We start from the raw sequence: 23,783 nt of genomic DNA, 5'->3' as shown, positions 1-23,783 counted from the left end.
CCGGGGTCGCCGGCCCCGCCTCGGTGAAGGTGCGCGAGTGTGCACGAAGCGCAGATCGGGTGTGCACGATCGCCTATTGAGCCGGTGTATTGCTCGCCGAGCGCACACGTTATGCTCGCCCTAAGAAGTTCATCGTTGAACGAAAGGACCGAAATGCCGGAATTCCCAGAGGCCAGGAACTGGAAGATGCTCATCGGCGGCGAGTGGGTCGACGCCGCTGACGGTGACACCACCGATGTCATCACCCCGATCGACCGCAACGTCGTCATCGCCAAGGTGCCCAACGGCAAGGAGGCCGACGCGGATCGTGCCGTCAAGGCCGCGCGGAAGGCCTTCCCCGAGTGGGCCGCCGTACCGTTCAAGGAACGCCAGAAGAAGCTTCTGGCCTGCGCCGATGCTCTCGAAGCGGCATCGGAGGAACTCGCTCAGCTGACTGCCATCGACACCGGCAACGCGATCCGCACCCAGGCTCGGCCGGAGACGATCACCCTGGCCGACCTGTTCCGCTACATGGGCGGAGTCGCCGGTGAGATCAAGGGCAACACCCTGCCCGCCGGAGACAAGCAGCTGCAGTACACCAAGCGTGTGCCGCTGGGCGTCGTGGCCGGCATCCTGCCGTGGAACTCGCCGCTGATGATCGCCGCCTTCAAGACCCCTGCCGCGCTCGCCGCCGGCAACACGATCGTGCTCAAGTGCGCCGAAGACGCACCCCTGACGATCCTCAAGATGGCCGAAATCATCGCCGACATCCTGCCCGCCGGTGTGCTCAACGTCGTCACGGGCAAGGGTTCGGTCATCGGTGAGGCGCTCAACGTCCACCCCGATGTCGACAAGGTCTCGTTCACCGGTTCGACGAGCGTCGGCCGTCACGTCGCCGAGGTGGCCGGCAGTCGTCTCGCACATTCGTCGATGGAGCTCGGCGGCAAGAGCCCGAATATCATCTTCCCCGACTCGAACGACCAGGACACCCTCGACCAGGTGCTCCTGTCGACGCGCTTCGCCCGCCAGGGCCAGTCCTGCACGATGGGTTCGCGCCTGTTCCTCCACGAGGACATCTACGACGACTTCCTGTCCAAGCTCGTCGATGCCGTGTCGAAGATGAAGGTCGGTGACCCCCGCGATGAGGACACCGACATCGGCTGCATCATCAACCAGAAGCAGTACGACCAGGTCTCCAGCTACATCGAGATGGGCAAGTCGATGGACGGCGTGGAGATCGCCTACGACGGCTCCGATTCCCTCGAGGTCGGCGAGCCCGGCTTCTACCACGCCCCGGTGATCTTCTCGAAGGCGAAGAACGACTGGCAGACCAGCCGCGAAGAGATCTTCGGCCCCGTCCTCTCGGTCATCCCGTGGAAGGACATCGACGAGGTCATCGACATGGCCAACGACTCGGACTTCGGGCTCGCGGCCTTCGTCTTCACCAAGGATGTCGATGCGGCGCTGACCATGGCCAACCGCATCGAGTCCGGCTGGGTCCAGGTCAACCAGGGCGGCGGCCAGCTGGCCGGCCAGTCCTACGGCGGCATGAAGACCTCCGGCTTCGGCCGCGAGGCATCGCTGGAGGGCATGCTCGAGGGCTTCACCCAGATCAAGCAGGTCAACATCCGCATCCGCTGATTCGCCTCCATCGGCGCGAAGGTCCGGTTCCTCACCCCGTCGCAACGGTCATCGCACAGATGCCGGGCGGCGGGGTGACGCCGTTTTCACCCCGGTGGGGAGCGAGGTCACAGCCCGATCGGCGCGCCGGGAATTTCAGTCCCGTCGATCGGGCGATAATATAGAAGCACAGACATCTCTCGAAGGAGCACACCCTCTATGCCGTCGAACAACGACACCTCAGAACTGAGCGAGCTCGAGGTGGCCGTTTTGGAGTTCGAGCGGCGGTGGTGGAAATACGGCGGTGCCAAGGACCACGCGATCCGTGAGCGCTTCGACATGTCTGCCACCAGCTACTTCCAGATCCTGAACTCGCTTCTCGACAACCCTGCAGCTCTGGCCAGCGACCCCATGCTGGTCAAGCGCCTTCGCCGGATCCGCAGCACGCGGCAGAGCGAGCGCGCCCAAGCCCGCGTCTCGAGGTAGACATGACCGACGAATTCGACGAGATCGAGCCCGGCCGGCGCAGCGGTGCCCATCGACAGGAGTCCGCGGCGTCGTCGAACATCGGTGCCATCTCGCTGGTCATCGTGCTCGCGCTGGTCGCGGTCCTGCTCGTCGTGGCTGCCATCAACATCATCGTTTCGTCGATGGGCAACCCCGAATCCAAGGTCGAGGACCCCGCGGCATCGGAGTCGACCTCTGCCGAACCCTCACCGAGCGAAAGCGAAGTCAGCGTCGCCGACGACTCGATCACCGTCGATGTCCTCAACGGCTCCGGCGTCTCGGGCGCTGCGAAGAAGTTCTCCGAAGCGGTCGAGGAGAAGGGCTGGAAGCTCGGCCAGGTCGGCAACTATTCGACGAACCTCACCGATTCGACCGTGTACTACAAGGGCGAGGAGAACGCCTCGCAGGCGAAGCTCGTCGCCGAATCGCTGGGCGTTTCGGCCACGGAGGCCTCTGAGGACTTCGACGCCGATGTCACTGTCGTGATCTGTTCGGACATCGCCGATCGCGGCCCCGAGCCCAGCGAAGGCGGGGACTCGGAATAGTCCGAGCCGGTCGGTCGGGTCCTTTGACCGCAACCCCTGGTGTGAACTGGGCGAAAACTCTTATGTAACGAATCTATAACAGTGTTGAGCGGCCCGGGGTGGGGTGCATGCCTGCGGTAGAGTTGCACCAGCTAGGCAAGCACAGCACCTTGTGTTCTATTCGTGCTTCACCGAGATTATTCTCCCGAGGTCAATGAGAGAAGTCGCGGGGTCGGTTGAGTTTTGCCAGCTTCCGTATTCCAGATGCGGTCGCCCGATCGCGGCTGAAGTACGGGATTTCAATGGCACTGCACTGTATGGAGAAGTAATGGCACAAGGTACCGTCAAGTGGTTCAACGCTGAAAAGGGCTACGGCTTCATCACCCTTGAAGGCGACAACCAGGACGTGTTCGTTCACTGGAGCGCAATCCAGATGGACGGCTACCGCTCTCTCGAAGAGGGCCAGCAGGTTCAGTTCGAAGTCGGAGAAGGACAAAAGGGTCCTCAGGCGGAGTCCGTCACCCTCCTCTGAGACTGACTGCTATCAACACAGTCTTCTGATCCGCTGCGGCGGGGCGTCGGAACGGCTTTCGGGTCGACCGGCACCAATCGCACGGGGAAAGCGCCGAGCAGGCAACTGCTCGGCGCTTTTCAGTGCCCGCGTGGGAAGGGTCCTCCAGGGCGGGAGATTCGATTCGGCACGGTTCGGGTTGAACAGCACATGTTTGAAACCGTGCTGCTCGACTTTGAGTGGGCCTCTCGCAATCGGCCCGCGCCACCGTTTCGCGCTGGGCCGAACTGCCCTCTGTGCCTTCACCGTGGGCCGACAACTCGCGGATCTCAACTGTTCTCGTCCATCTTGGCGGGCGACGAATATTTGCACTCGCATGGTGAGAGTGCTAAATCTAGTAGTGGTGAAAACCGATGGGTTCCCATCAGTTGTCTCGAGAGCGTGGTCCTTATGTGGAATGGAACATGCGGGCACACTCTCTGCCGTCGCGGGCGCTGACGACTGCTCTGGTTTCCCACTCCACTCCATCAGGGAGGATCTAAGCCGCTATGGCAAAGATGATTGCATTCGACGAAGAAGCTCGTCGAGGACTCGAAGCTGGACTCAACCAGCTTGCGGACGCGGTCAAGGTGACCCTTGGACCCCGCGGTCGCAACGTCGTGCTCGAAAAGCAGTGGGGCGCACCGACCATCACCAACGATGGTGTCTCCATCGCCAAGGAGATCGAACTCGAGGATCCCTACGAGAAGATCGGCGCCGAGCTCGTCAAGGAAGTCGCTAAGAAGACTGACGACGTCGCAGGCGACGGAACCACCACCGCTACCGTGCTCGCTCAGGCTCTCGTCCGCGAAGGCCTGCGCAACGTGGCAGCCGGTGCTGATCCGCTCAGCCTCAAGCGCGGCATCGAAAAGGCAGTGGAAGCTGTCACCGGTGTGCTGCTGAAGAACGCCATCGACATCGAGACCAAGGAACAGATCGCCGCGACCGCCGGCATCTCCGCCGGAGATCCTGCGATCGGCGAACTGATCGCCGAGGCCATCGATAAGGTCGGCAAGGAAGGCGTCGTCACCGTCGAAGAGTCCAACACCTTCGGACTCGAGCTCGAACTGACCGAGGGTATGCGCTTCGACAAGGGCTACATCTCCGGTTACTTCGTCACCGACACCGATCGTCAGGAAGCTGTCCTTGAGGATCCCTACATCCTCATCGTCAACTCCAAGATCTCGAATGTGAAGGATCTGCTGCCGGTCCTCGAGAAGGTCCAGCAGTCCAACAAGCCCCTGTTCATCATCGCCGAAGACGTCGAGGGCGAAGCCCTGGCCGTCCTGGTGCTGAACAAGCTCAAGGGCACCTTCAAGTCCGTGGCCGTCAAGGCTCCGGGCTTCGGTGACCGCCGCAAGGCTCAGCTCGCCGACATCGCCATCCTCACCGGCGGCCAGGTCGTGTCCGAGGAAGTCGGGCTCAAGCTCGACGGCGTGACCACCGATCTGCTGGGCACCGCCCGCAAGGTCGTCATCACCAAGGACGAGACCACCATCGTTGAGGGCGCAGGAGACGCCGAGGAGATCGCCGGTCGGGTCGCTCAGATCCGCGCGGAGATCGAGAACTCGGACTCCGACTACGACCGTGAGAAGCTGCAGGAACGTCTGGCCAAGCTGGCCGGCGGTGTTGCAGTCATCAAGGCCGGAGCCGCGACCGAGGTCGAGCTCAAGGAAACGAAGCACCGCATTGAAGATGCCGTGCGCAACGCCAAGGCTGCTGTGGAAGAGGGAATCGTCGCCGGTGGCGGCGTGTCCCTGATCCAGGCGGGCAAGGCCGCTTTCGCCGACCTCTCACTCGAGGGAGACGAGGCCACCGGTGCCAACATCGTCAAGGTTGCCATCGAAGCCCCGCTCAAGCAGATCGCCACGAACGCCGGCCTCGAAGCCGGTGTGGTTGCCGACAAGGTCGCCAACCTCGAACCCGGATTCGGTCTCAACGCCGCAACCGGTGGCTACGAGGACCTGCTGGCCGCCGGCATCAACGACCCGGTCAAGGTGACCCGCTCTGCTCTGCAGAACGCCGCCTCGATCGCCGGTCTGTTCCTCACCACCGAGTCGGTCGTCGCCGACAAGCCCGAAAAGGCCGGAGCAGGTGCAGACGCAGCTGCCGGCATGGACGGCATGGGTGGAATGGGCGGCATGGGCTTCTGATAGCCCCCGCTGCTCGATCGGCCGTGCCGGTGCCCCCAGGGGCGCCGGCACGGCTTTTTCATGCCCGCAGCATTGTCACCCCCGCGCGGCACGCCTAGGCTGGGCCCATGACCTTCACCGGCACCGATTCCTGCGGAAACAGCCCGAAGAACACTTTTGTCGCCCGCTTCGAAGAGCACCTGTTCGCCGGCGCACGGGATCCCCTCGCCGAGGTGGTCGCCGACGACTGCGTCCTCCAGATCATGCGGATGGGCACGGTGGAGACCGCCACCGGCCGGGCCGAAGTCGTCGATGCGCTGCTGGCCCTGTCCGCTCATGTGCCCGAGACCGGTCATCTCGAAGCGGCGATCACCCACGGCAAAGCCGCAGCCGCCTGGGGCTACTGGCAGACCGAGGCCGACAGCAACGATCTGCGTCACTTCTCGCACACCATGTGGTTCACCACGCACAAGGCGGAGGCCTTTGCGCAGATCCGAATCTTCCAGACCTAGGACGCACCTGATCCTCCAGCGAAGGTCCCTCGGCCATCGGGCGATCAGCCGCCGTTGCCGCAGCCGGTCGCCCTCGAACTGCCTGAGTTCAGTCCCAAGGGTTGTCGCGGTGATGCCGGTGCCGCGACCTGCGCCGGCGCCTCTCATCCCGACGTGAGATCTGACCGGGGGAGTACGGCGGGTGGGGCGGATGCGGCGGTTGCAGCCCCCTGCCGAACTCGGCTTCATAGTCTCGCTCGGGCGTCTCACTCTGCTCGAGCTTCCGTCGGGCCTCGGCGTCACCGAGGTGGGCTCGGGCCCGGCGCGTGAGCTCCTTCTTCCGATTGCGGATGATCTCGTCCTTGTGCGCGATCCGGCCCAATCCGCCCAACAGCATGGGGACGATGACGAAGATCGGCCAGAAGAAGATGACCTGCCCCGAGACGATCGATGAGAACGCCCAGATCGCCAGCACGATCCCAACGGGACCCGCGACGGCGCCGAGCAGGGCCCGGCGCACCCGATCCCGATAGTACTTCTGCGCCGCTGCATCGATCTGCTCCGGCGTGATCGGCACCCGGTCCTCTTCGAGACGCGCCAGGGCCTGCGCCCGTCCCGTCTCGTCGAGCGTGCCCGGTTCGACTTCGGCAGGGTCGGTGAGGACGAGGTCCTCGATCAGCGCGGGGACTTCACCGAGCGTTTTGATCTTCGCAGCCGCCTCGGTGCGCTCATCGAATTCCTCGACATCGAGCTGACCGAGGGCATAACCCTCCGAGAGGACATCACTGACGACCGCGCGATCGGCATCGGAGGCTCGGACCTGCCCATACGATCGCGGATCTGCGCTGAATCGCGACCAGAGGGGACTGGCATTCATGGTGAATACTCTAACCCCGCGGTCAGCGGTGAGACTGAGGATCAGCCGGGAATCGGGCTGGACTAGACTCGACCGAGTGGAACCCGTGGTCGTGCTCATCCTCTTCGCAGTCTTCCTCGGTGCCCTGTCCCAACGTGTCACCGGGATGGGGTTCGGCCTGGTCAGCGGCCCGTTTCTCGTTCTTCTCCTCGATCCGTTCAGCGGGATCATCCTCGTCAACATCTGCGGGATCGTCGCCGCGTTCTCGGTCTTCACCCGGACCTTCGCCGAGGTGGATTGGCCGTCCTTCCGCCACCTGGCCCTGGGCGCGGTGATCGGAACGATCCCCGGGGCGCTCCTCGCCTCGGTCCTGCCCACCCCACCGCTGCAGATCCTCATCGGTCTGCTCATCATCGTCTCCCTCATCAGCTCTCTGACTCTGGGGAGGTTCGGGCGCCGGATTCCCGCGAACATCGGCACCCGCATGGGAGCCGGCCTGCTCTCGGGTGCGATGTCGGCGGCTGCCGGAGCCGGGGGACCGGCAGTCAGCGCCTATGCGGTGCTGACGAAATGGGAGCAGCGGTCCTTCGCGGCGACTCTGCAGCCGTTCCTCGTCGTGGGAACCGCCTCGGCGGTGGTGATGAAGTTGATCGTCCACGGTGGGGTGTGGCCGCACCTGGAGCCGTTCACCTGGATCGCATTGGGGGTCGTGCTCGTGGCAGGACTGGTCGGCGGCGATCGGCTCGCCCGGCACATCGACGTGTCGATCGCACGGATCGGCATGCTCGTGTTGGCTTTCGGCGGGGGAGTCGCCGCCCTGGTCAAAGGTGTGTTCGCGCTGGTCTGAGCGCGGTTCGGGACTGAGTGGATGTCAGGCCCAGGCTCAGACGCCTGTCAGATTAGTCAGGCATACTGTTCGAGGACATAGACAGCCGGGGAGGCATAGGGGGAGGCATAGATCGTGAGTACGGTATTCCTATTGCTGCTCGTGGTTCTCGGGGCAGTATTCTTCGTCGGTCACCGTAAGGAGAAGCAGCGTCAGCGGGAACTGCACGCCGCCGAACTTCAGCAGGTGAAGAAGACCGCCGAAGAGGACGTCACCTCCTTCGGGGAAGAGGTCGCAGAACTCGATCTCATCACCGCGGGAGTCGACCTCGACACGGGTGGGGCACAGGACTACAAGCAGGCGCTGGATTCCTACGACATCGCCAAGGAGACTCTCGCGAAGGTCGACGAGCCCACCGATATCCGGCACGTCACCGAGGCGCTCGAGGACGGCCGCTATGCCGCGAAGTGCGTGCGGGCCCGGGTCGAAGGCGAACCCCTTCCCGTGCGTCGACCGCCCTGCTTCTTCAATCCGCAGCACGGACCCTCGGTCGAGGACATCGACTGGGCTCCGGCCGGAGGCCAGCTGCGCCCCGTGCCCGTGTGCGCCGCAGACGCCGAACGCGTGGCTGTCGGTGCCGAACCGATGGTGCGCAAGGTCGTCACCGGTGACGGACACACCCGCCGCGCCTATTGGGAGGCCGGTCCGGCCTATGCCGAATACAACCGCGGCTATTTCAACTCCTATGCCGGTTCCGGTCTGCTGCCGGGCGTTCTCATGGGCGCCATGCTCTTCGGCGGAATGGGCGGCGGCTGGGACGGTGCCTACGGAGGAGACATGGGCGACGCCGGAGGAGACATGGGCGGCGGTGACGGCGGTGGCTTCTTCGGGGGCGACGGTGGTGATGGCGGCGGCCTGTTCGGCGGCGACGGCGGCGGCTTCGACTCCGGAGGATTCGACTTCTGATGGATACGATCGAGATCCGCGGCGAGTCCATCAAGCTCGGTCAGCTGCTCAAACTCCACGGTGTGGCCGAACACGGTGCCATGGCCAAGGACATGATCGCCGACGGTGAGGTCACCGTCAACGGTGAGGTCGAGACCCGCCGCGGTGCGATTATCCGCCCCGGCGACCGCGTCGAAGCTCTCGGCGAAGTCATCGAGATCAGTGCCGAACAGGACTGACGAACTCGCCTGACGAGCCGGACGAACCTGTTCGACGAGCGGACAGCCGGACCCGACGAACCGGTTTGACGAGCAGACAGCCGGACCCGACGAACCTGTCTGAAGACTAGTTTCTGATGTGAATGGAGGGCGTCCCCGCGGGGACGCCCTCCAACTGTCTGTCCTTAGGGACCCTGCGCTCGGACGGGACCCTGCCTTCGGACTGGACCCAGCGCTCGGACGGGACCCTGCCTTCGGACTGGGACTGCCTACTGCAGCTGAAATGCCTACTGCAGCTCGGGAGCGCCTGGAGTGTCGTTCATACCCGGGGCGTCCCACAGTGCCGACCAGTTCGACGTATCCTCTTCGAAGGGCAGCTCGCCGGAGAGGACCCCCTTGACCTGGATCTCCAAGGGGTTGTCCCGCTGCTTCGGCCCCAACTGCACGAAGGGGTAGAAGGTGCCGCGCTTGTACTGGTAGACCAGTGCCATCCGGCGTCCGTCGGGGTGGACGAAGTACGCGGTGGTGCACAGCAGCATCGTGTCGAAGCCCTGGCTGACCAGCGCCGAGTTCACGGCGTGGATGTTCGTCACGAGGTTGACCACCTCGGCGTTCTCATCCGACACGACCTGCCAGGTGAACCCATAGCCGTCGTTCTCCTGTCGCACCGAGGCGGCCGGGTCGGAACCGATGAGGGCGACGCTTTCGGACTCCGCCGACTGGAACGCGGCTCCTTCGACCTGGCGGAAGGCAACAGCGCCGACTCCGGTCGGGGTGAAGCCGGTGGCCGCTTGCAGGGTCAGCGCGGCAGGCGGCAGTGCGAAGAGGTCGTCGAGGTTGGCGCGCTTCGGTTTGGTGCGGCCGAGCAGTGCGTCGAAGAAGCCCATGGAACTCCTAGTTCGGGGGTGGTGTGGTCGCGAGTGGTGCGGTGGAGGGTCACTCAGGGCGGGAGAGCTGCGCGGAGATCTTCGACAGCTGTTCCAGACGCTTTTCGAGCGACGGGTGGGTGGAGAAGAGCTGACCGAACGCGGCCTTGCCGCTGATGGCCGGAATGAGCGCCAAGTGGTTCGCCGAGGCGGAAGAGCGCAGGTCCTTCTCCGGGATCTTGCTCATGTCTCCGCTGAGCTTCGTCAGCGCCGAGGCCAGCGTCGAGGGGGCACCCGTGAGGATGGCAGCGGCGCGGTCGGCGGCGAGCTCGCGGTAGCGTGAGAGGCTGCGGATGAGGACGAAGGACAGACCGTAGACAACGGCACCGACGAGGATGAACAGCAGTTGGATGGGAACGCCGTTGCTGTTGTTGTTCGAGCGCCCGAAGCTCATGTAGTACCCGGCGCGCATCATCAGAGCGGCGACGACTCCGGTGACTCCGGCAACCGTCATCACTGTGACGTCGCGGTGAGCGACGTGGGAGAGCTCATGGGCCAACACGACTTCGACCTCTTCGCGGTTGAGCTTCTCCAACAGGCCGCGGGTGACGCACACGACCGAGCGCTCCGGTGAGCGGCCGGTGGCGAAGGCGTTGGGGATGGCCGAGTTCGACACCGCCACTCGCGGTTTGGTCGCGTCGGAGAGTTGGCAGAGCCGATCGACGAGCGTGTGCAGTTCGGGTGCCTCTTCGGGGCTGACCTCCTTGGCACCCATCGCTCTCATCGCGATCGAGTCGGAGAAGTACCACTGGAAGAAGAAGGCGCCGGCGCTGATGAGCACGGCGATGATGACGCCGGAGACGCTTCCGCCGAACATCCACCAGATGGCGAGGATGAGGATGACATAGATGAGCCCGTTGAGGAAGATCGTCCATCCCATCCGCATGGTCAGTCCGTTGTCTTTGACGAAGCGACTCTTCATCGTAGTTCCTCTCTGGGTATGTCAGAACCGGCCCATCATCTCAATCGAAGACGATGGGCCGGGTGCATCGGTGGACGATTCTGCTGTTCAGGCCGGATCGGGGATGAAGCCCTCACCGGTGAGCAGCTCGGCGATCTCGGCCAGTGTGGCGTCGACGAAGGGGATGACGGCCTCGGACGAACCGAGGTAGTCATCGGCGACCGGCTGACCGTTGCCGGTCACGTAGTCGTGCAGGGCCGAAAGCGCGGTCCGAGCGGCCTGTTCATCACCGGCAGCCACGGCGGCTTCGACTTGGTTGTCGTACTTCTGGAGCAGGTCCTGGTCGACATTGTTGACGTCGTACTGACCCTCGCCCATGATGCGGATGATCATTGCTGTTCCTCACCCTCGAGCGACTTCTGCTCCTTCTCGGAACCGGCCGGCAGGGACTCGCGCATCCGCTGGAGTTCCATCTCGACATCGCTGTCGCTCGACAGCGCGTCGAGCTGAGAGGTGATGTCGTCCTTGGCCGTGCCCGTGACATCTTCGAGGGCGCCCGAGGCGAGCAGCTCATCGACGGCACCGGCGCGAGCCTGAAGCGAGGCGGTCTTGTCCTCGGCACGCTGGACGGCCATGCCGACGTCTCCGAGCTCCTCGGAGATGCCGGAGAAGGCCTCACCGATCTTCGACTGCGCCTCGGCGGCGTTGTAGGTCGCCTTGAGGGTCTCCTTCTTCGTCCGGAAGGCGTCGACCTTGGCCTGGAGGCGCTGGGAGGCGAGCGTGAGCTTCTGCTCCTCGCCCTGGAGGCCTTCGTGCTGGGACTGCAGATCGGTGATCTGCTGGGTGAGTCCGGACTTGCGGGTCAGTGCCTCGCGAGCAAGGTCCTCACGCCCGATCTCCATGGCCTTCTGCGCCTGGCCGGAGAGCTTGTCCTGCTGCTGTTCGAGCTGGTTGATCTGAAGTTCGAGACGTTTGCGACTGGTCGCGACGTCGGCGACGCCGCGACGCACCTTCTGCAGCAATTCGAGCTGCTTCTGGTACGAATAGTCAAGGGTTTCGTTGGGGTTCTCGGCCTTGTCCAGAGCCTTGTTGGCCTTGGCGCCGAAGATCGTCGCGATCCGTTGGAAGATGCTCATCCGTAGTCGACTCCTGCATTGGTTTGACCCGACGCTGCCGAGCCGATCCACTCCCATCCGGAGATTCTTGGCCAACACCGCCGCGAACTATCGCTCTCAGCCTACTAAGAAAGGCTGATAGTTTGCCAGATGCCGGTCACGAGTACAAGGAGACTTCGACCGCGTGATGGCAGGGATCTGCACCAGACGTGCGGTGGCCTCAGCTGCGGGAGCGCAGCCGCTTCTCACGCAGCGAAACAGTCGTTTCTCACGGAGCGAAGAGGCGCGAGTTCGCGGCTTCCACTTCGGAGTATTGGCGGGCCGCGGTGTTGAGTGCACCGTGGATGGAGTTCAGTGACTCCATCAGCTGCTTCTGCGCGGATTCCCACTGGTTGATCACGGCCTGGAAGTTCTGGGCAGCGCTGCCGCGCCAGCATTCCTGCAGTGCCAGCAGGTTGCGCAGCATCGTGTCGGATTCGGAGACGAGGTTGCGGGAGGTGCCTGCCGTGGCGGTGGCGGCGGATTGGACGCGTTCGGCGTCGACTTCGAAGCTCATGATGACTCCTCATGGTCAGTGATGCCCCGCGGCGGTCGGCAGGGATGAGACCAGTGTCATCACGCGGTCAACGGGCGCCAAGGGCACAGGAAGAGGGTGTGGACAGCCGACCGCTGTCCACACCCTCGTCGTGGTCGAGTCGCGGCGCGATCCTCAGGTCCGTGTGCCCGAGTCGCGGCCCGCCCCGACCCGATCGCGACTACTTCAACACGAGCGTCACATCGAGCTTCTGCTCCTGACCGCCGCGCACCACGGTGACCTCGACGGGCGAGTTCACCGGCTGGGCGCGGACGAGCGCGCGCAGGGCGATGGCGTTGTTCGCTTTGGTTCCGGCCACCTCGACGATGTCGTCGCCGTCCTTGATGCCGGCCTTGGCCGCGGGTGATCCGCCCTGGACGGACTGCACCTTGGCGCTGCCGCGGGTGATGCCCCCGCTGTTGATGTGCCCGTCTGTCAGTGTGATGCCGAGGAACGGGTGCAAAGCCTTGCCGTTGGCGATGAGCTGGTCGGCGATCATCACTGACTGGTTGGCGGGGATCGCGAAGCCGATGCCGATGGACCCCGACTGCTGTCCTTCGCCGGCCTGGCTCAGCGACGCCGCGGCCGAGTTCACCCCGATGAACTCACCATCGCCGTTGACGAGCGGACCACCCGAGTTGCCCGGGTTGATCGCCGCATCCGTCTGGATGGCATTCGTGATCGTCAGCTCCTTCTCCTGCGAGGTCGCATCCTCGCCGATGTTCTCCGTCGACACGGGCCGGTCGAGGGCAGAGACGATGCCCGTGGTCACCGTATCGGCGAGCCCGAGCGGGTTGCCCAGCGCCATCACCGGATCGCCCACGGACAGCTTCTTCGAATCACCGACGTCCAACGGTTTCACGCCGTCGGGGACCTGTTCGAGTTTGATGATGGCGATATCCGTCGACGGATCGCGGCCGACGATCTTCGCCTTCGTCGTCTCACCGTTCTTCATCGTCACGGCGATCTCTCCGTTCGGGGTGTCCGCAGGAGCGACGACGTGATTGTTCGTGATGACGTGGCCCTGATCGTCATAGAGGGCACCCGAACCCAGACCCTCCACCTGGCCGCCTGCGCCGACCTGGATCGACATCACGCTCTCCGAAGTCTGCTCGGCCACCTGGGTCCAGTCCGGCGTTTCGATCGTCTGTTCGGCGACCTTGCGCGGCTCCTCGCCCTGCAGCGCCGAGAGCGCATAGTTGCCGCCGAACGCGGCACCGCCACCGAGGAGGGCGGCGATGGCCGCGATCGCGATCGTCGCACCCCAGCCGGGGCCCCTCTTCTCTCGCCGAGGCGGCTGCTCGGGCCCGTACGGCCCCGAGCCTCCCGGTCCACCGTAGAATCCCGGCTGCCCGGAGGGGTTCATCGGCTGGGAGCCGACGCCTGTCTGCAGAGTTCCTGGGGCGGCGTAGACGTGGTTCGTCTGCGTGGCTCCCGGTTCGTCGGGCTGCGGGACTCCACCATGCTGCGATCCGCCGTACTGAGCATCCCCGTACTGAGCACCCCCGTACTGAGGACTGTGGGGGTGGGGCTGCCCGCCGCCCTGCTCCTGATAGTTCGGCTGCGGGGAACTCGGCTGCGGGGAGGACGCCTGCTGATAGGTGCCGGACTGCGGATAGCCCGGCTGCTGAGTGCCGGGCTGCGGATAGCCGGGCTGCTGAGTGCCGGGCTGCGGATAGCCGGGCTGCTGAGTGCCGGGCTGATGCCCGGTGGCGGGCCGCCGTTCGTCCTGACCGTAGGGCATTGACTGCTGCGGGTAGGGCGAGTTCTGCTGCTGCGCAGAGCCCTGCTGATGAGTGGGGCCGTACTGGGGGCCGGCGGGCGGCTGGGACGAAGAGCCGCCTCGGCGAGAAGCGTCGTCCACAGGGTTCTGCGCCTGAGTGGGGGCGTAGTCGGAGCGACGTTCCGGCGGGGTCACCGGTGGGCTGACCCGGGCCGGTCCGGAGGACTGCGACGCGTTGGGAAAGGTGCGCGGAACCTCCGCAGACGATCCCCGGTGGCCGCCGGCGCTCGGCCCACGACGGCCCTCGGTGGATCCCTCATCCGGATTCTGGGGATTGCTGTTGTCGCTCATCGCTCGTCCTTTCGTGTATCCGCAGTGGGGCCGCCGGATTCGGAGATGGGCAGGTCGATGCGGAAGGTCGCACCGCCGCCCGGAGTTTCGTGCACGGAGATCGCGCCGTGATGGTTCTCGACGATCGCCTTGACGATCGACAGGCCCAGACCTGAACCGCCGGTGTCCCGGGTCCGGGAGACGTCGAGACGGTAGAAGCGTTCGAAGATCCGCGGCACCGCCTCGGGGTCGATGCCGTCTCCGTGGTCGCGGACCTCGAAGCGGACCCGACCGTTGGGGAACCCGCGCAGCGAATCATCGACCGTGATCGAGCCGGCCGCCGTGACATCGGGCACGATGCCCGCCGGCTCCGACGCACCTGTCTGCGCCGTCGACGGTTCACCCGTCTGCGCGCCGGGCTGGTCTCCCGCTTGGGCGCCGGACGGCGTTGTCGGTCGGGCGGCCTGCTGGGGTCCGGTCTGCGGGGCCGATTGCGGATCGGTCTGTGGGGTGGGTTGGGTGTCTGCTTGGTCGCTGCCGGTGGAGTCGCCTCGGCGGAAGATGCGGACCCCGCCGGTGACGAAACCGCGCTCACGCGGTTTCTCCTTTGCCCCGCTGCGACCGTTCTGGCCCTTGGCCGCGCCTTCTCGGATCTCTCCGCTGTCCGCACCGCCGGTATCGGTGGTCTCGGGGAGGCCGACGACGCCGACGGCGAACTCGATCGCGGCGTGCTCGGGGGTGTGGCGCACCGCGTTGCCGGCGAGGTTGACGATGACCTGGCGGATCTTCGATTCGGAACCGCGGATCATCGGCACCGGACGCGCATCCTCACCATCGAGTCCGATGAAGCTGATGTCGCGATCCGGGGCCTGTGCGGCCGCATCGGCAGCGGCATCACGGACGACCTTGTGCAGGTCGATGGGACCGATCTCGGCGGGACGCTGCTCATCGAGACGGGCGAGCACGACGAGATCGTCGACGAGCACACCCATGCGCTTGGCCTCGGACTCCATCCGCTCCATCGCATTCGCGACGTCCTCGGACTTCGTGATCGCGCCCTGTCGGTACAGCTCCGCATAGCCGCGGATGGTCACCAGAGGAGTGCGCAGCTCGTGTGAGGCGTCGGAGACGAACTGGCGGATGCGCTTCTCCGACCGCGTCTGCCCGTCGAAGGAGTCCTCGATGCGTCCGAGCATCGTGTTCAGCGCCGCCGACAGGCGCCCGAGCTCCGTGTTGCGCGGATAGCTGGGCACCCGCTGCGAGAGATCACCGGCGGCGATCCGCGACGCGGTCTTCTCGATGTCGCGCAGCGGCCGGAACGTGTTGTTGATCGCCCAATAGCCGACGCCGGCGACCATCGCCAGAGCCAGCAGCCCGATGCCGATCATCGTGTTGCGGGCGCGTTCGTTGATGTTGTCGACCTCGCGGTCGAAGGGCACGGCGATGGACACGAGCACGTCGGTGTTCTTCACCTTCATCGCCCGAGCCCGCCACTGCGAACTCGTCCCGGCCACGGTGAAGGGCTCGCCGGCCCGGGCATAGACTTCCTTCTCGTCGATCTTCGGAAGGATCGGTTGATTCTGCGGCTCCGGGGCGACGGGATCCCGGATCGGATCGCCGTCCGTGTTGTAGAACTGCACATAGAAGCCTCCCGGCAGGAGGCTCTTGAGCTGATCCCAGGAATTCGAATCGATCGTCGTCGACGACGGCGCATCCTCGGCGCTGTCATCGCCCGAACCGGACTGGAGTTCGGCCGGCTGGAACACATCACGGTAGGCCTGCTTCGCCAGGGTCTCGGACGCGCTGATGAGACGTTCATCGGTGCGTTGGACGAGGCTGTCGCGCAGGTTCTCCAACACCCACGCGCTCGTCCCCGTGAGGACGAGCAGCATGAGCAGCATCATGATGGCCAGCAGCTTGGTGGTCAGAGACCATTCTTCCCAGAAGCCGGGACGGGTGGGACGGGATTCTTTTGCCACGTATGTAATCTATCGTCCTTGCTTGGACGACTACTTGGATTCCGGTGTGCGCAGCATGTAGCCGACCCCGCGCTTGGTCTGGATCATCGGAGTCCATTCCATCTCGACCGGGTGGCCGGCGGCGTCGGTCTCCGGGGTGATGTCGATCTTGCGACGCAGGTAGGAGATGTAGGACTCGACGATTCCGGTGTCCCCGCCGAAGTCGTACTCCCACACATGGTCGAGGATCTGCGACTTCGACAGCACGCGGTTCGTGTTGAGCATGAGATAGCGCAGCAGCTTGAACTCGGTGGGGGAGAGGTCGATGAGGATGCCGGATCGGCGGACCTCATGCGTGTCGTCGTCGAGTTCGAGGTCGCCTGCCACGATGACGGCGTTCTCTTCGTCCTCGAGGTTGCGGGTGCGGCGGAGGACGGCGCGGATGCGGGCCACGACCTCTTCGAGGCTGAAGGGCTTCGTCACATAGTCGTCACCGCCGACGGTCAGACCGGTGATCTTGTCCGAGGTGTCGTCACGGGCGGTGAGGAACACGACGGGAGCGTTCATGCCGATCTGGCGCAGACGGCGGGTCACGGTGAAGCCGTCCATGTCCGGGAGCATGACATCGAGGACGAGGAGGTCGACGTCGGTCTGCTCGGCCAGACGCAGTGCCTCGGCGCCGTTTGCGGCGGAGACGACGTCGAAGCCGGCGAAGCGGAGACTGGTCGACAGGAGTTCGCGGATATTGGGCTCATCATCGACAACGAGCAGGGTGGCTTCGATGTCGGCATCGTTCTGTGCTGTAGTCATGTGACCAGTCTGAGGGCCATTTCTGGGAGTCGGCTGGAGGTATCCTGAACGTGAATGTGAACTGCCTCACAAGAAAACTCTCAGAAAAGTCGATTTCGATCCCGATCGGAGTCGTCGTTCTCAGGAATCATGGGATGATTTCAGCGAAAAAGATGGCTGCGGTCAGCTCGAGGTCAGAAATCTTCGCCGCGGTCCGGAGGGAGTGCGACTCTATCCGGGAGAACGCCTGGTCGGGATGCTGAAGCGCCGAACGCGGCGGGGGAAGCGGCGGTCGTACTGCACCTGACCCATGGTGCCGAGCACCGTCGGGCTCTGCTGGATGAGGTGTCGGGTGAACCTCGCGTGGCCGGACTCGTCGACGAACCGGACGGTTGCCAACTGCGCGGTCGCGCTTAGAGGGGGCGCGCCCCACCAGTGGTCGACCACGATGCCTTCGGTCAACGTGATGTTCGGATGAGTTGGGCTGTGCAGGACTGAGCGACGGGTGCCGCGAAACGCCAGCAGCGACAGAAGGCAGAGTGCGACGCCCGCGATGATGGAGGCGACCCACCACCCGGGTGGTGCCGACAGCGTGGCAGGGGTGAAGCAGAGGCCCAGTCCGGCGCCGAAGCCGATGGCCGCCAGCTGATAGCGGAAGAATCGTGCGAGGCTGCCCCCGGTGCGGAACCGACCGAGCGCGGCGCGGATGAGCACCTGCCCGATGAGGATGAACGCGAGCGTCGCCGCGAGAGTGATGCCGAAGAGGGGAAGGTTCGCGCTGAGCTTCTCGCCGGGGATGGTCAGCAGAACGGTCATTGGTGAGAGGGCGAAGCCGACCGCCATGCTCGTCGTGGCGATGATGCCGGCCAAGCCGCAGGCCAGTTTCCGGAGGCCGGTGATCGGCAGGGGCTGCAGTGACATGGCTGTGTGCCTCAGTCTGATTCGGTCTGCCGGGCGCGAAACGCTGCGACATGGGTGCGATTGGCGCAGTTGCCGGTGTCGCAGAAGCGCTTCGAGCGATTGCGGCTGAAGTCGGCCAGATAGGCGCGGCAGTCCTCGGCGGCGCAGCGGCCCAGCCGATCGAGGTCTCCGGAGCGGATGAGGTCGATGAGGACGAGGGCGACATCGGCGGCGACCCGGTCGGCGAGACTAGCCTGCGCGCCCGTGGCGTGCAGGTGCCAGTCCCAGTTGTCGTGTTTGACCAATTGCGGCACGGAACCCGAGTCGCTCAGTGTGAGATTGATCTCATCGACGACCGCCGAAGTCGCCGTTTCGACCGCGTCTTCGCCCTCCGCGTCGATGCTCGAGTCCAGTGCGGCGGCGAACCGCGCTCGCAGTCGCAGCGTCTCCTCGACGTCGCTCCTCGTGGCCGTCAGGGGCCCGGAGAAGTCGTGGCGAGCCGCGAATTCGCGGAGTTGTGCGGCTGTCGTCAGCTCGTCGCCGTCGACGGCGACGTCCCCGGAGGTGTTGAGGAGGTCGACGAGCATCGTGAGATTCGCGCGAATGTCGTAGATGAAGGCCATAGCGGGAACCATTCTGCCACACCATGTAAGCACCAAAATGCATTTGACTCATTTCAAATTCGGGGCCGATACTGAAACCACACGATCATCGGTGCCCGACAACGACGCGCACGGCCGGGCATCGCACGGGCACGGCGACGCCCACGTCGAGCCGCCTCGGCGAGGGGATGCTCGTCCAACGCACCACCTCGGTGGGGAACCCCGCCGTCCGAACCAACCGATCCACAAACGTTTCGTCCCTTCAGGAGGTCAAGAATGAGTCGCACCGTCGTCGTAGGGTTCCTGCTCACGCTTGCCTCCGCGTTCTTCTTCGCGGTGTCCGGGCCGATCGCAAAGACGATGTACGCGATCGGGTGGACCCCGGGCGCGGTCGTGCTCATCCGCTTGGCCGGCTCCGCGGTCCTGCTGCTCATCCCCAGCCTCATCGCACTGCACGGACGGTGGGGCGAGGTGCTCACGCACTGGCGCACCGTCGTCACCTACGGTCTGGTGTCGATGGCCGGCGTGCAGGGGTTCTACTTCATCGCCGTCGAGCACCTCACCGTGGCCGTGGCGCTGCTGCTTGAGATGACGGCTCCGATGCTCATCGTCTTCTGGATCTGGGCGCGGACGCGGACCCGTCCGGCGACCGTGACGTTCATCGGAGTCCTCGTCTCGATGGTCGGTCTGCTGCTCGTGCTCAACCTGCGCGGATCGTCGATCAGCATCATCGGCGCCGTCATGGCCATGGCCGCGGCTGTGTGTCTGGCCAGCTATTTCCTCGTCTCCGCGAAGGATACGATCACGATTCCGCCGGTCGCGCTGACCGGGCTGGGCATGGGCATCGGATCCCTGGCGATGTCGCTCATCGTGGCCGTCGGCGTCATGCCGTGGGGCGCGGTGACCGGCGACGTGGACTTCGGCGGAGTGTCGATGTCGTGGGTCGTGCCGATGGCGATGATCGTTGTCTTCACCGTCGGGGCCTACGTCACCGGAATCCTCGGTCTGCGCTATGTCGGCGCGACCGTCGGGTCGTTCGTCAACCTCGTCGAGGTGCCGTTCTCGGTCATCGTCGCCTGGCTTGTGCTCTTCGAGATGCCGGCGCCGATCCAGCTCTTCGGCGGTGTGTTCATCCTCGGCGGCGTCGGCTTCATCAAATGGGGCGAGGCCCGCTTGGCCCGCCGCGTCGCCCGCCGCCAGATCGTCGCGAAGTCCGAGGCAGGCACCGCAGCGGACACCGACCTACTGCACGTCTGAGACCCCACCAATTGCTACCCGACGACGGCCCAGCAACCTTGCGCGAGGTTGCTGGGCCGTCGTCAAGTAGTTCTGGGGTCGGAGGCGGGTCGGGTGCGCGTGCGTCGCTCAGCGGACCTCGATGCTGTAGCTGTAGCCCTGCTCGGTGAGGAAGCGGCGGCGCTGGGCGGCGAAGTGTTCGTCGACGGTGTCGGCGGCCACCACGGTGTAGAACGTCGCCGAACCCTGATCTTCCTTCGGGCGCAGGATCCGTCCGAGCCGCTGAGCCTCCTCCTGCCGTGAGCCGAAGGCTCCGGAGACCTGGATCGCCACCGAGGCGGCCGGCAGATCCACGGAGAAGTTCGCGACCTTCGACACCACGAGGACGGGGATGTCCCCGGACCGGAACTCGCGGAACAGCTCCTGGCGCTGGGACTCCGGGGTGTGCCCGGTGAGGACGGGCGCGCCGAGCTCGGCGCCGATCTCCTCGAGCTGATCAAGGTACTGGCCGATGACGAGGATCTGCGCACCGGGGTGGTCGGCGACGAGTTCGGACACGATCGGCAGCTTCGCGTCCGAGGTCGCGGCCAGCCGGTACCGGTCTTCGCCGTCGGCGCGGGCGTAGGCGGTGCGGGTTCCCCCGTCGAGACGCACACGCACCTCATGGCAGGCCGCCGAGGCGATGTAGCCCAGCCGTTCGAGTTCCTTCCACGGCACTTCGTACTGCTTGGGACCGATGAGGGAGAACACCTCATCCTCCCGACCGTCCTCGCGCACGAGGGTCGCGGTCAGGCCGAGACGACGGCGGGCCTGCAGGCTCGCGGTGAGTCGGAAGATCGGTGCCGGCAGCAGGTGCACCTCGTCGTAGATGACCAGCCCCCAGTCCTTCGCGTCGAGCAGCTCGAGGTGGAGGTAGGAGCCCTTCCGTCGCGTGGTGAGCACCTGGTAGGTGGCAATGGTGATCGGGCGGATCTCCTTCGTCGAACCCGAGTATTCGCCGACCTCGTCTTCGGTCAGCGTCGTCCGCCGCAGGATCTCATCCTTCCACTGCCTGGCCGAGACCGAGTTCGTCACGAGGATGAGCGTCGTCGTCTGCACCCGGGACATCGTGGCCACCCCGACGATCGTCTTACCCGCTCCGCACGGCAGTACGACGACGCCGGACTCACCGGACAGGGACTGGTCGATGGCCTGCTTCTGATAATCGCGCAGATGCCACTGCCCGCCGTGGGCGTCATCGGAGAGCGCGATCTCGTGGGCTTCGCCGTCGACGTAGCCGGCGTGGTCGGAGACCGGATGACCCAGTTGCAGCAGCGCATGCTTGAGCTCACCACGCTCCGAGGGGTGGACGAGGACAGACTCGTCATCGATGCGTTTGCCGAATTTTCCGACGAGATCGGGTTGGCCGTGCAGCTCGTCGAGCAGCCCCGTCTCCGTCGAGGTCAGCGTGAGCCCGTGGATCGGATGGTCGATGAGGGTGAGCACGCCGAAGCGGTCCATGATGTCGACGATATCGACGAGGAGCTCATGCGGGACCGGGTACTTTGCGAACTCGAGGAGCACGTCGACGACGGATTCCGCGTCGTGACCGCTGGCTCGGGCGTTCCACAGGCCCAGCGGGGTGATCGTATAGGTGTGGATGTATTCGGGGGTCCGTGACAGCTGCGCGAACGGGGCGATCGCCACGGCCGCCTCGACGGCGAGGGGGTGCCCCGATTCCAGCAGCACAGTCCGATCGGACTGCACGATCAGCGGACCATTCATTCAAACTCCCATTCCCGAAGTGCCATGACACCAGAGAGGACAACACGTCCCCCGCCCCGATTGTTCCCTCCCAGAACTACTCGACGGCGGCCCAGCAACCTCGCGCCAAGTTGCTGGGCCGCCGTCGGGTAGCAATTAGGGGGTGGTTGCGGGGGTGACGGAGACGATGCGGGCGATCGACAGGGACGCCTCGGCGCCCGTCGACGTCACCGTTCCGCGCACTCGCCCGGCGTTGAGCGTGGCCGGCAGCATCTCGATGCTGCGCTCGCGGCCCTGCGAATCCGCGATCCGGATGAGCACCCGCTCCTTCGCCTCGGCCGCCTCCCGCAGCAGATCCATGTGCCCCAGCGGTTCATCGGTGCTCACCGACTCCGGCACCCCCGCCGGCGCCGAACGCAGAATCCGCATGTATTCGCCGAGGTGGCCGTCCGTGACGCGCGGACGTCGCCGCACGCTCACGTCGGGCTCCGACTGAGTGATCACCCTCCGCTTGCGCACCGGTCCGGCCGCCGAATGCAGCAGCGCATGATGACCCCCGGCCTCGAGCAGGTGCATCGTCCGCTCCGGTCCGAGCTGAGAGATCGCGACCGTCGGGGCCAGCCGTTCGAGACCGGCCGGCAGCATCGTCTGATCGGAGACGATGACGTCGAGGTCGACCGGATCATCGACGACGAGCACGGCGCGGGCACCCGCCACTCGGACCCGCCGCAGCTTCGAGGCGGTGTTCTTCACGAGGAAGTCCAAGGTCGACGGCAGCTCCTCTGCGCTGATCTCGGCGAGCTCGCTCAGCGCCTCCTCCGGGGTGAGCCCCGCCTGCATCGTGTCTTCGATCGTCTCGGCATCGATGCGGTACACCGTGCCCTGACCACGCGCCTCGACGACGGCGTACCTGCGCAGGATGTGGTGGACTCGGGGTTCGATCGGCCCCGTCGCCACCGCCGTGAGGTCGGACTGGATGAGCACCGTATCGACCTCCCGCCCGAGCCCCTCGGTGACCGCAGCGATGACGTCTCCGGGCACCTCGAGAGCCTCGACGGCGACGCCCAGCGGCGCGATCGAGGGATCCTGCTTCGCATGCTCGACCATCGCCCGCTCGAGCCCCGCGGCCAGGCGCAGACCGAATCGGCTCGGCCCGAAATGGTCGGGCTGCTGCAGGGGAGTCGTCGCCAGGCCCAGGTTCACACATGTGTGGAGCACCGCCTCGGTCATGGCGGACCCATGTGCCTGCAGCAGCGGGCGCCGACGCAGCACCTCCGCGTGGATCCACTGCGCCGACCGGGTCATGCCCAGACCGATGTCGTGGAGGACGGAGAGGACGGTCACGCGCAGCAGCGGCATCGCCGGCACGGACTGGGCGTAGCCCTTGAACAGCGCCTTCTTCGGAGTCGCGAGCACCGTGAGGCGTTCGTTCTCACTCGCCCCGGCCGCCAGCTGCGTGACGTCGAGGGACTCACGAAGCCACGCGGAGACCAGCCCCGCCCACAGTTCGGCCCGGTCGCCGGCGAGAACGGAGTCGGCATCGTCGGCGGCCGTCCACTGCGGGTCGAGCGCATCGTCGAGGACCCCGATGAGGTGCAGAGACTTCGCGGCCAGCAGCAGCGTGATCGTCTGCTCGAGCCCCAGGTCGAGGGTGCGGGCGAGCCGGGACACATCCCGTTTCGAGATTCCGCCGCTGGTCAGCCGGGAGATGGGGGCGGCGGCGAGCTCGTCGACGAGGCCGCGCAGGGACGAGATCACCTCGGCGACGGCGGCCTGTTCGCTGTTGTGGATGAGCGGTTGGCTGATCGCAGCCGTGCTCGCATCGATCGTGGCCGGGTCGATCTGCCACGGGTGGGTGCGGGCGGATTCCGCCGCCGAGGTCGGCAGCAGAGTGATCGCCTCGGACTGGATCTTCCAGACAGGGTGCTTCTCCAGCAGGGATCCGTCCCCGCCCGAAGCGCCGGTCTCAGTGGTCGGCCAGGCCAGCCCGAGGTCGCGCAGTCGGGGCAGAGCCGCCTCGGTGCGGACGGGGTCGAAGTGGGGGTTGTCCGCGACCGGGATCTCCGGTGCCGTTCGGGCCGCCTTGGCCAGGGCAATGAAGATTTCGAGGGTCTCGGCGTCGAGGGCCTCGATGCCGCGGGAGACCCCGATGCGGGAGGATGCGGCCGCGGCCAGCGCAGGGATCGTCGGTGACTCGGGTTGGAGGAGGTCGCGTCGGGTCCGGACGAAGGACTCGAACTCGGCATCTGCAGTGTGGGACAGCCACTGGCTGAAGGTCATTGACATCGCAGATCAGTCTATCGCGAGGGGTACAATGGAGGGCAGAACAGGAACTGGG

The 23,783-nt window shown here is 65.4% G+C and carries 23 protein-coding genes; 10 read left to right on the top strand and 13 right to left on the bottom strand.

The features are described 5' to 3' along the window. Positions 1–153: 153 nt before the first annotated feature. The 6 genes from EB836_RS07825 (at position 154) to EB836_RS07800 (ending at position 5,824) form a co-directional block, all read left to right on the top strand. A complete protein-coding gene (locus EB836_RS07825) occupies positions 154–1,620 on the top strand; it encodes an aldehyde dehydrogenase family protein (RefSeq protein WP_135539158.1) in 1,467 nt (488 codons plus the stop codon). Positions 1,621–1,818: 198 nt separating this feature from the next. Beyond that, a complete protein-coding gene (locus tag EB836_RS07820) occupies positions 1,819–2,085 on the top strand; it encodes a DUF3263 domain-containing protein (RefSeq protein ID WP_135539156.1) in 267 nt (88 codons plus the stop codon). A 2-nt stretch (positions 2,086–2,087) separates the two neighbouring features. Further along, the gene (locus EB836_RS07815) at positions 2,088–2,651 is read left to right on the top strand and encodes a LytR C-terminal domain-containing protein (RefSeq protein WP_135539154.1); all 564 of its coding nucleotides are present in this window, start codon (positions 2,088–2,090) and stop codon (positions 2,649–2,651) included. Positions 2,652–2,958: 307 nt separating this feature from the next. Then, positions 2,959–3,162, top strand: coding sequence for a cold-shock protein (locus EB836_RS07810; protein WP_025780447.1), 204 nt, complete (start codon positions 2,959–2,961; stop codon positions 3,160–3,162). A gap of 527 nt (positions 3,163–3,689) precedes the next feature. Continuing rightward, a complete protein-coding gene (groL, locus tag EB836_RS07805; protein WP_135539152.1) occupies positions 3,690–5,333 on the top strand; it encodes a chaperonin GroEL in 1,644 nt (547 codons plus the stop codon). A gap of 107 nt (positions 5,334–5,440) precedes the next feature. Next, entirely contained in the window at positions 5,441–5,824 is a 384-nt protein-coding gene (locus tag EB836_RS07800; RefSeq protein WP_135539150.1) for a hypothetical protein, read from the top strand. A gap of 88 nt (positions 5,825–5,912) precedes the next feature. Here EB836_RS07800 and EB836_RS07795 read toward each other — a convergent pair whose 3' ends face one another. After that, entirely contained in the window at positions 5,913–6,680 is a 768-nt protein-coding gene (locus EB836_RS07795; RefSeq protein WP_135539149.1) for a DUF1707 domain-containing protein, read from the bottom strand. Between the two features lie 76 nt (positions 6,681–6,756). Here EB836_RS07795 and EB836_RS07790 point away from each other — a divergent pair, with 76 nt between their 5' ends. The 3 genes from EB836_RS07790 (at position 6,757) to EB836_RS07780 (ending at position 8,669) form a co-directional block, all read left to right on the top strand. Beyond that, entirely contained in the window at positions 6,757–7,506 is a 750-nt protein-coding gene (locus EB836_RS07790) for a TSUP family transporter (RefSeq protein WP_135539147.1), read from the top strand. A gap of 114 nt (positions 7,507–7,620) precedes the next feature. After that, the gene (locus EB836_RS07785; protein WP_135539145.1) at positions 7,621–8,451 is read left to right on the top strand and encodes a hypothetical protein; all 831 of its coding nucleotides are present in this window, start codon (positions 7,621–7,623) and stop codon (positions 8,449–8,451) included. Beyond that, entirely contained in the window at positions 8,451–8,669 is a 219-nt protein-coding gene (locus tag EB836_RS07780) for an RNA-binding S4 domain-containing protein (protein WP_135539144.1), read from the top strand. Before EB836_RS07785 ends, EB836_RS07780 begins: the two co-directional genes overlap by 1 nt. 266 nt (positions 8,670–8,935) lie before the next feature. Here EB836_RS07780 and EB836_RS07775 read toward each other — a convergent pair whose 3' ends face one another. From EB836_RS07775 to EB836_RS07730, 10 genes are all read right to left on the bottom strand, one after another. Next, entirely contained in the window at positions 8,936–9,535 is a 600-nt protein-coding gene (locus tag EB836_RS07775; RefSeq protein ID WP_135539143.1) for a hypothetical protein, read from the bottom strand. A 49-nt stretch (positions 9,536–9,584) separates the two neighbouring features. Continuing rightward, a complete protein-coding gene (htpX, locus tag EB836_RS07770) occupies positions 9,585–10,496 on the bottom strand; it encodes a zinc metalloprotease HtpX (RefSeq protein ID WP_135539141.1) in 912 nt (303 codons plus the stop codon). Positions 10,497–10,583: 87 nt separating this feature from the next. After that, complete coding sequence (locus EB836_RS07765; protein ID WP_135539139.1) at positions 10,584–10,868, bottom strand: hypothetical protein; 285 nt, start codon at positions 10,866–10,868, stop codon at positions 10,584–10,586. Continuing rightward, positions 10,865–11,611, bottom strand: coding sequence for a PspA/IM30 family protein (locus tag EB836_RS07760; protein WP_135539137.1), 747 nt, complete (start codon positions 11,609–11,611; stop codon positions 10,865–10,867). The genes EB836_RS07765 and EB836_RS07760 overlap by 4 nt, the downstream gene beginning before the upstream one ends. A 247-nt stretch (positions 11,612–11,858) precedes the next feature. After that, the gene (locus tag EB836_RS07755) at positions 11,859–12,146 is read right to left on the bottom strand and encodes a WXG100 family type VII secretion target (RefSeq protein WP_135539135.1); all 288 of its coding nucleotides are present in this window, start codon (positions 12,144–12,146) and stop codon (positions 11,859–11,861) included. Positions 12,147–12,345: 199 nt separating this feature from the next. Further along, positions 12,346–14,238 (bottom strand): trypsin-like peptidase domain-containing protein, encoded by a 1,893-nt coding sequence (locus tag EB836_RS07750; RefSeq protein ID WP_135539134.1) that lies wholly within the window; start codon positions 14,236–14,238, stop codon positions 12,346–12,348. Beyond that, positions 14,235–16,196, bottom strand: coding sequence for a HAMP domain-containing sensor histidine kinase (locus tag EB836_RS07745; RefSeq protein WP_135539132.1), 1,962 nt, complete (start codon positions 16,194–16,196; stop codon positions 14,235–14,237). The genes EB836_RS07750 and EB836_RS07745 overlap by 4 nt, the downstream gene beginning before the upstream one ends. A 30-nt stretch (positions 16,197–16,226) precedes the next feature. Next, positions 16,227–16,985: a response regulator transcription factor gene (locus EB836_RS07740; protein WP_135539130.1), complete on the bottom strand. Its 759-nt coding sequence runs from the start codon at positions 16,983–16,985 to the stop codon at positions 16,227–16,229. Between the two features lie 210 nt (positions 16,986–17,195). Then, positions 17,196–17,885 carry a hypothetical protein gene (locus EB836_RS07735; RefSeq protein ID WP_135539128.1) on the bottom strand — a complete coding sequence of 230 codons (690 nt, stop codon included), beginning with the start codon at positions 17,883–17,885 and terminating at the stop codon, positions 17,196–17,198. Positions 17,886–17,896: 11 nt separating this feature from the next. After that, on the bottom strand, positions 17,897–18,487 hold the full coding sequence (locus EB836_RS07730; RefSeq protein ID WP_135539126.1) for a CGNR zinc finger domain-containing protein: 591 nt from the start codon (positions 18,485–18,487) through the stop codon (positions 17,897–17,899). Between the two features lie 255 nt (positions 18,488–18,742). Between EB836_RS07730 and EB836_RS07725 the strand changes: the two genes are divergently transcribed. After that, entirely contained in the window at positions 18,743–19,723 is a 981-nt protein-coding gene (locus EB836_RS07725) for a DMT family transporter (RefSeq protein WP_135539124.1), read from the top strand. A gap of 108 nt (positions 19,724–19,831) precedes the next feature. Here the strand turns inward: EB836_RS07725 and EB836_RS07720 are convergent, their stop codons facing one another. Then, a complete protein-coding gene (locus tag EB836_RS07720; protein WP_135539122.1) occupies positions 19,832–21,466 on the bottom strand; it encodes a DNA repair helicase XPB in 1,635 nt (544 codons plus the stop codon). A 135-nt stretch (positions 21,467–21,601) separates the two neighbouring features. Next, complete coding sequence (locus EB836_RS18645) at positions 21,602–23,731, bottom strand: helicase-associated domain-containing protein (RefSeq protein ID WP_276606432.1); 2,130 nt, start codon at positions 23,729–23,731, stop codon at positions 21,602–21,604. Positions 23,732–23,783 lie beyond the last annotated feature (52 nt).

Origin of the sequence: Brevibacterium sp. S111, from assembly GCF_004745075.1 — a bacterium.
GTDB lineage: Bacteria > Actinomycetota > Actinomycetes > Actinomycetales > Brevibacteriaceae > Brevibacterium.
This window is presented reverse-complemented; position numbering and strand designations above follow the sequence as displayed.

Coding starts and splice junctions, on each gene's coding strand:
- EB836_RS07825 (WP_135539158.1), top strand. CDS start 154: ATGCCGGAATTCCCAGAGGCCAGGAACTGGAAGATGCTCATCGGCGGC.
- EB836_RS07820 (WP_135539156.1), top strand. CDS start 1,819: ATGCCGTCGAACAACGACACCTCAGAACTGAGCGAGCTCGAGGTGGCC.
- EB836_RS07815 (WP_135539154.1), top strand. CDS start 2,088: ATGACCGACGAATTCGACGAGATCGAGCCCGGCCGGCGCAGCGGTGCC.
- EB836_RS07810 (WP_025780447.1), top strand. CDS start 2,959: ATGGCACAAGGTACCGTCAAGTGGTTCAACGCTGAAAAGGGCTACGGC.
- groL (WP_135539152.1), top strand. CDS start 3,690: ATGGCAAAGATGATTGCATTCGACGAAGAAGCTCGTCGAGGACTCGAA.
- EB836_RS07800 (WP_135539150.1), top strand. CDS start 5,441: ATGACCTTCACCGGCACCGATTCCTGCGGAAACAGCCCGAAGAACACT.
- EB836_RS07795 (WP_135539149.1), bottom strand. CDS start 6,680: ATGAATGCCAGTCCCCTCTGGTCGCGATTCAGCGCAGATCCGCGATCG.
- EB836_RS07780 (WP_135539144.1), top strand. CDS start 8,451: ATGGATACGATCGAGATCCGCGGCGAGTCCATCAAGCTCGGTCAGCTG.
- EB836_RS07775 (WP_135539143.1), bottom strand. CDS start 9,535: ATGGGCTTCTTCGACGCACTGCTCGGCCGCACCAAACCGAAGCGCGCC.
- htpX (WP_135539141.1), bottom strand. CDS start 10,496: ATGAAGAGTCGCTTCGTCAAAGACAACGGACTGACCATGCGGATGGGA.
- EB836_RS07765 (WP_135539139.1), bottom strand. CDS start 10,868: ATGATCATCCGCATCATGGGCGAGGGTCAGTACGACGTCAACAATGTC.
- EB836_RS07760 (WP_135539137.1), bottom strand. CDS start 11,611: ATGAGCATCTTCCAACGGATCGCGACGATCTTCGGCGCCAAGGCCAAC.
- EB836_RS07755 (WP_135539135.1), bottom strand. CDS start 12,146: ATGAGCTTCGAAGTCGACGCCGAACGCGTCCAATCCGCCGCCACCGCC.
- EB836_RS07750 (WP_135539134.1), bottom strand. CDS start 14,238: ATGAGCGACAACAGCAATCCCCAGAATCCGGATGAGGGATCCACCGAG.
- EB836_RS07740 (WP_135539130.1), bottom strand. CDS start 16,985: ATGACTACAGCACAGAACGATGCCGACATCGAAGCCACCCTGCTCGTT.
- EB836_RS07735 (WP_135539128.1), bottom strand. CDS start 17,885: ATGTCACTGCAGCCCCTGCCGATCACCGGCCTCCGGAAACTGGCCTGC.
- EB836_RS07730 (WP_135539126.1), bottom strand. CDS start 18,487: ATGGCCTTCATCTACGACATTCGCGCGAATCTCACGATGCTCGTCGAC.
- EB836_RS07725 (WP_135539124.1), top strand. CDS start 18,743: ATGAGTCGCACCGTCGTCGTAGGGTTCCTGCTCACGCTTGCCTCCGCG.
- EB836_RS07720 (WP_135539122.1), bottom strand. CDS start 21,466: ATGAATGGTCCGCTGATCGTGCAGTCCGATCGGACTGTGCTGCTGGAA.
- EB836_RS18645 (WP_276606432.1), bottom strand. CDS start 23,731: ATGTCAATGACCTTCAGCCAGTGGCTGTCCCACACTGCAGATGCCGAG.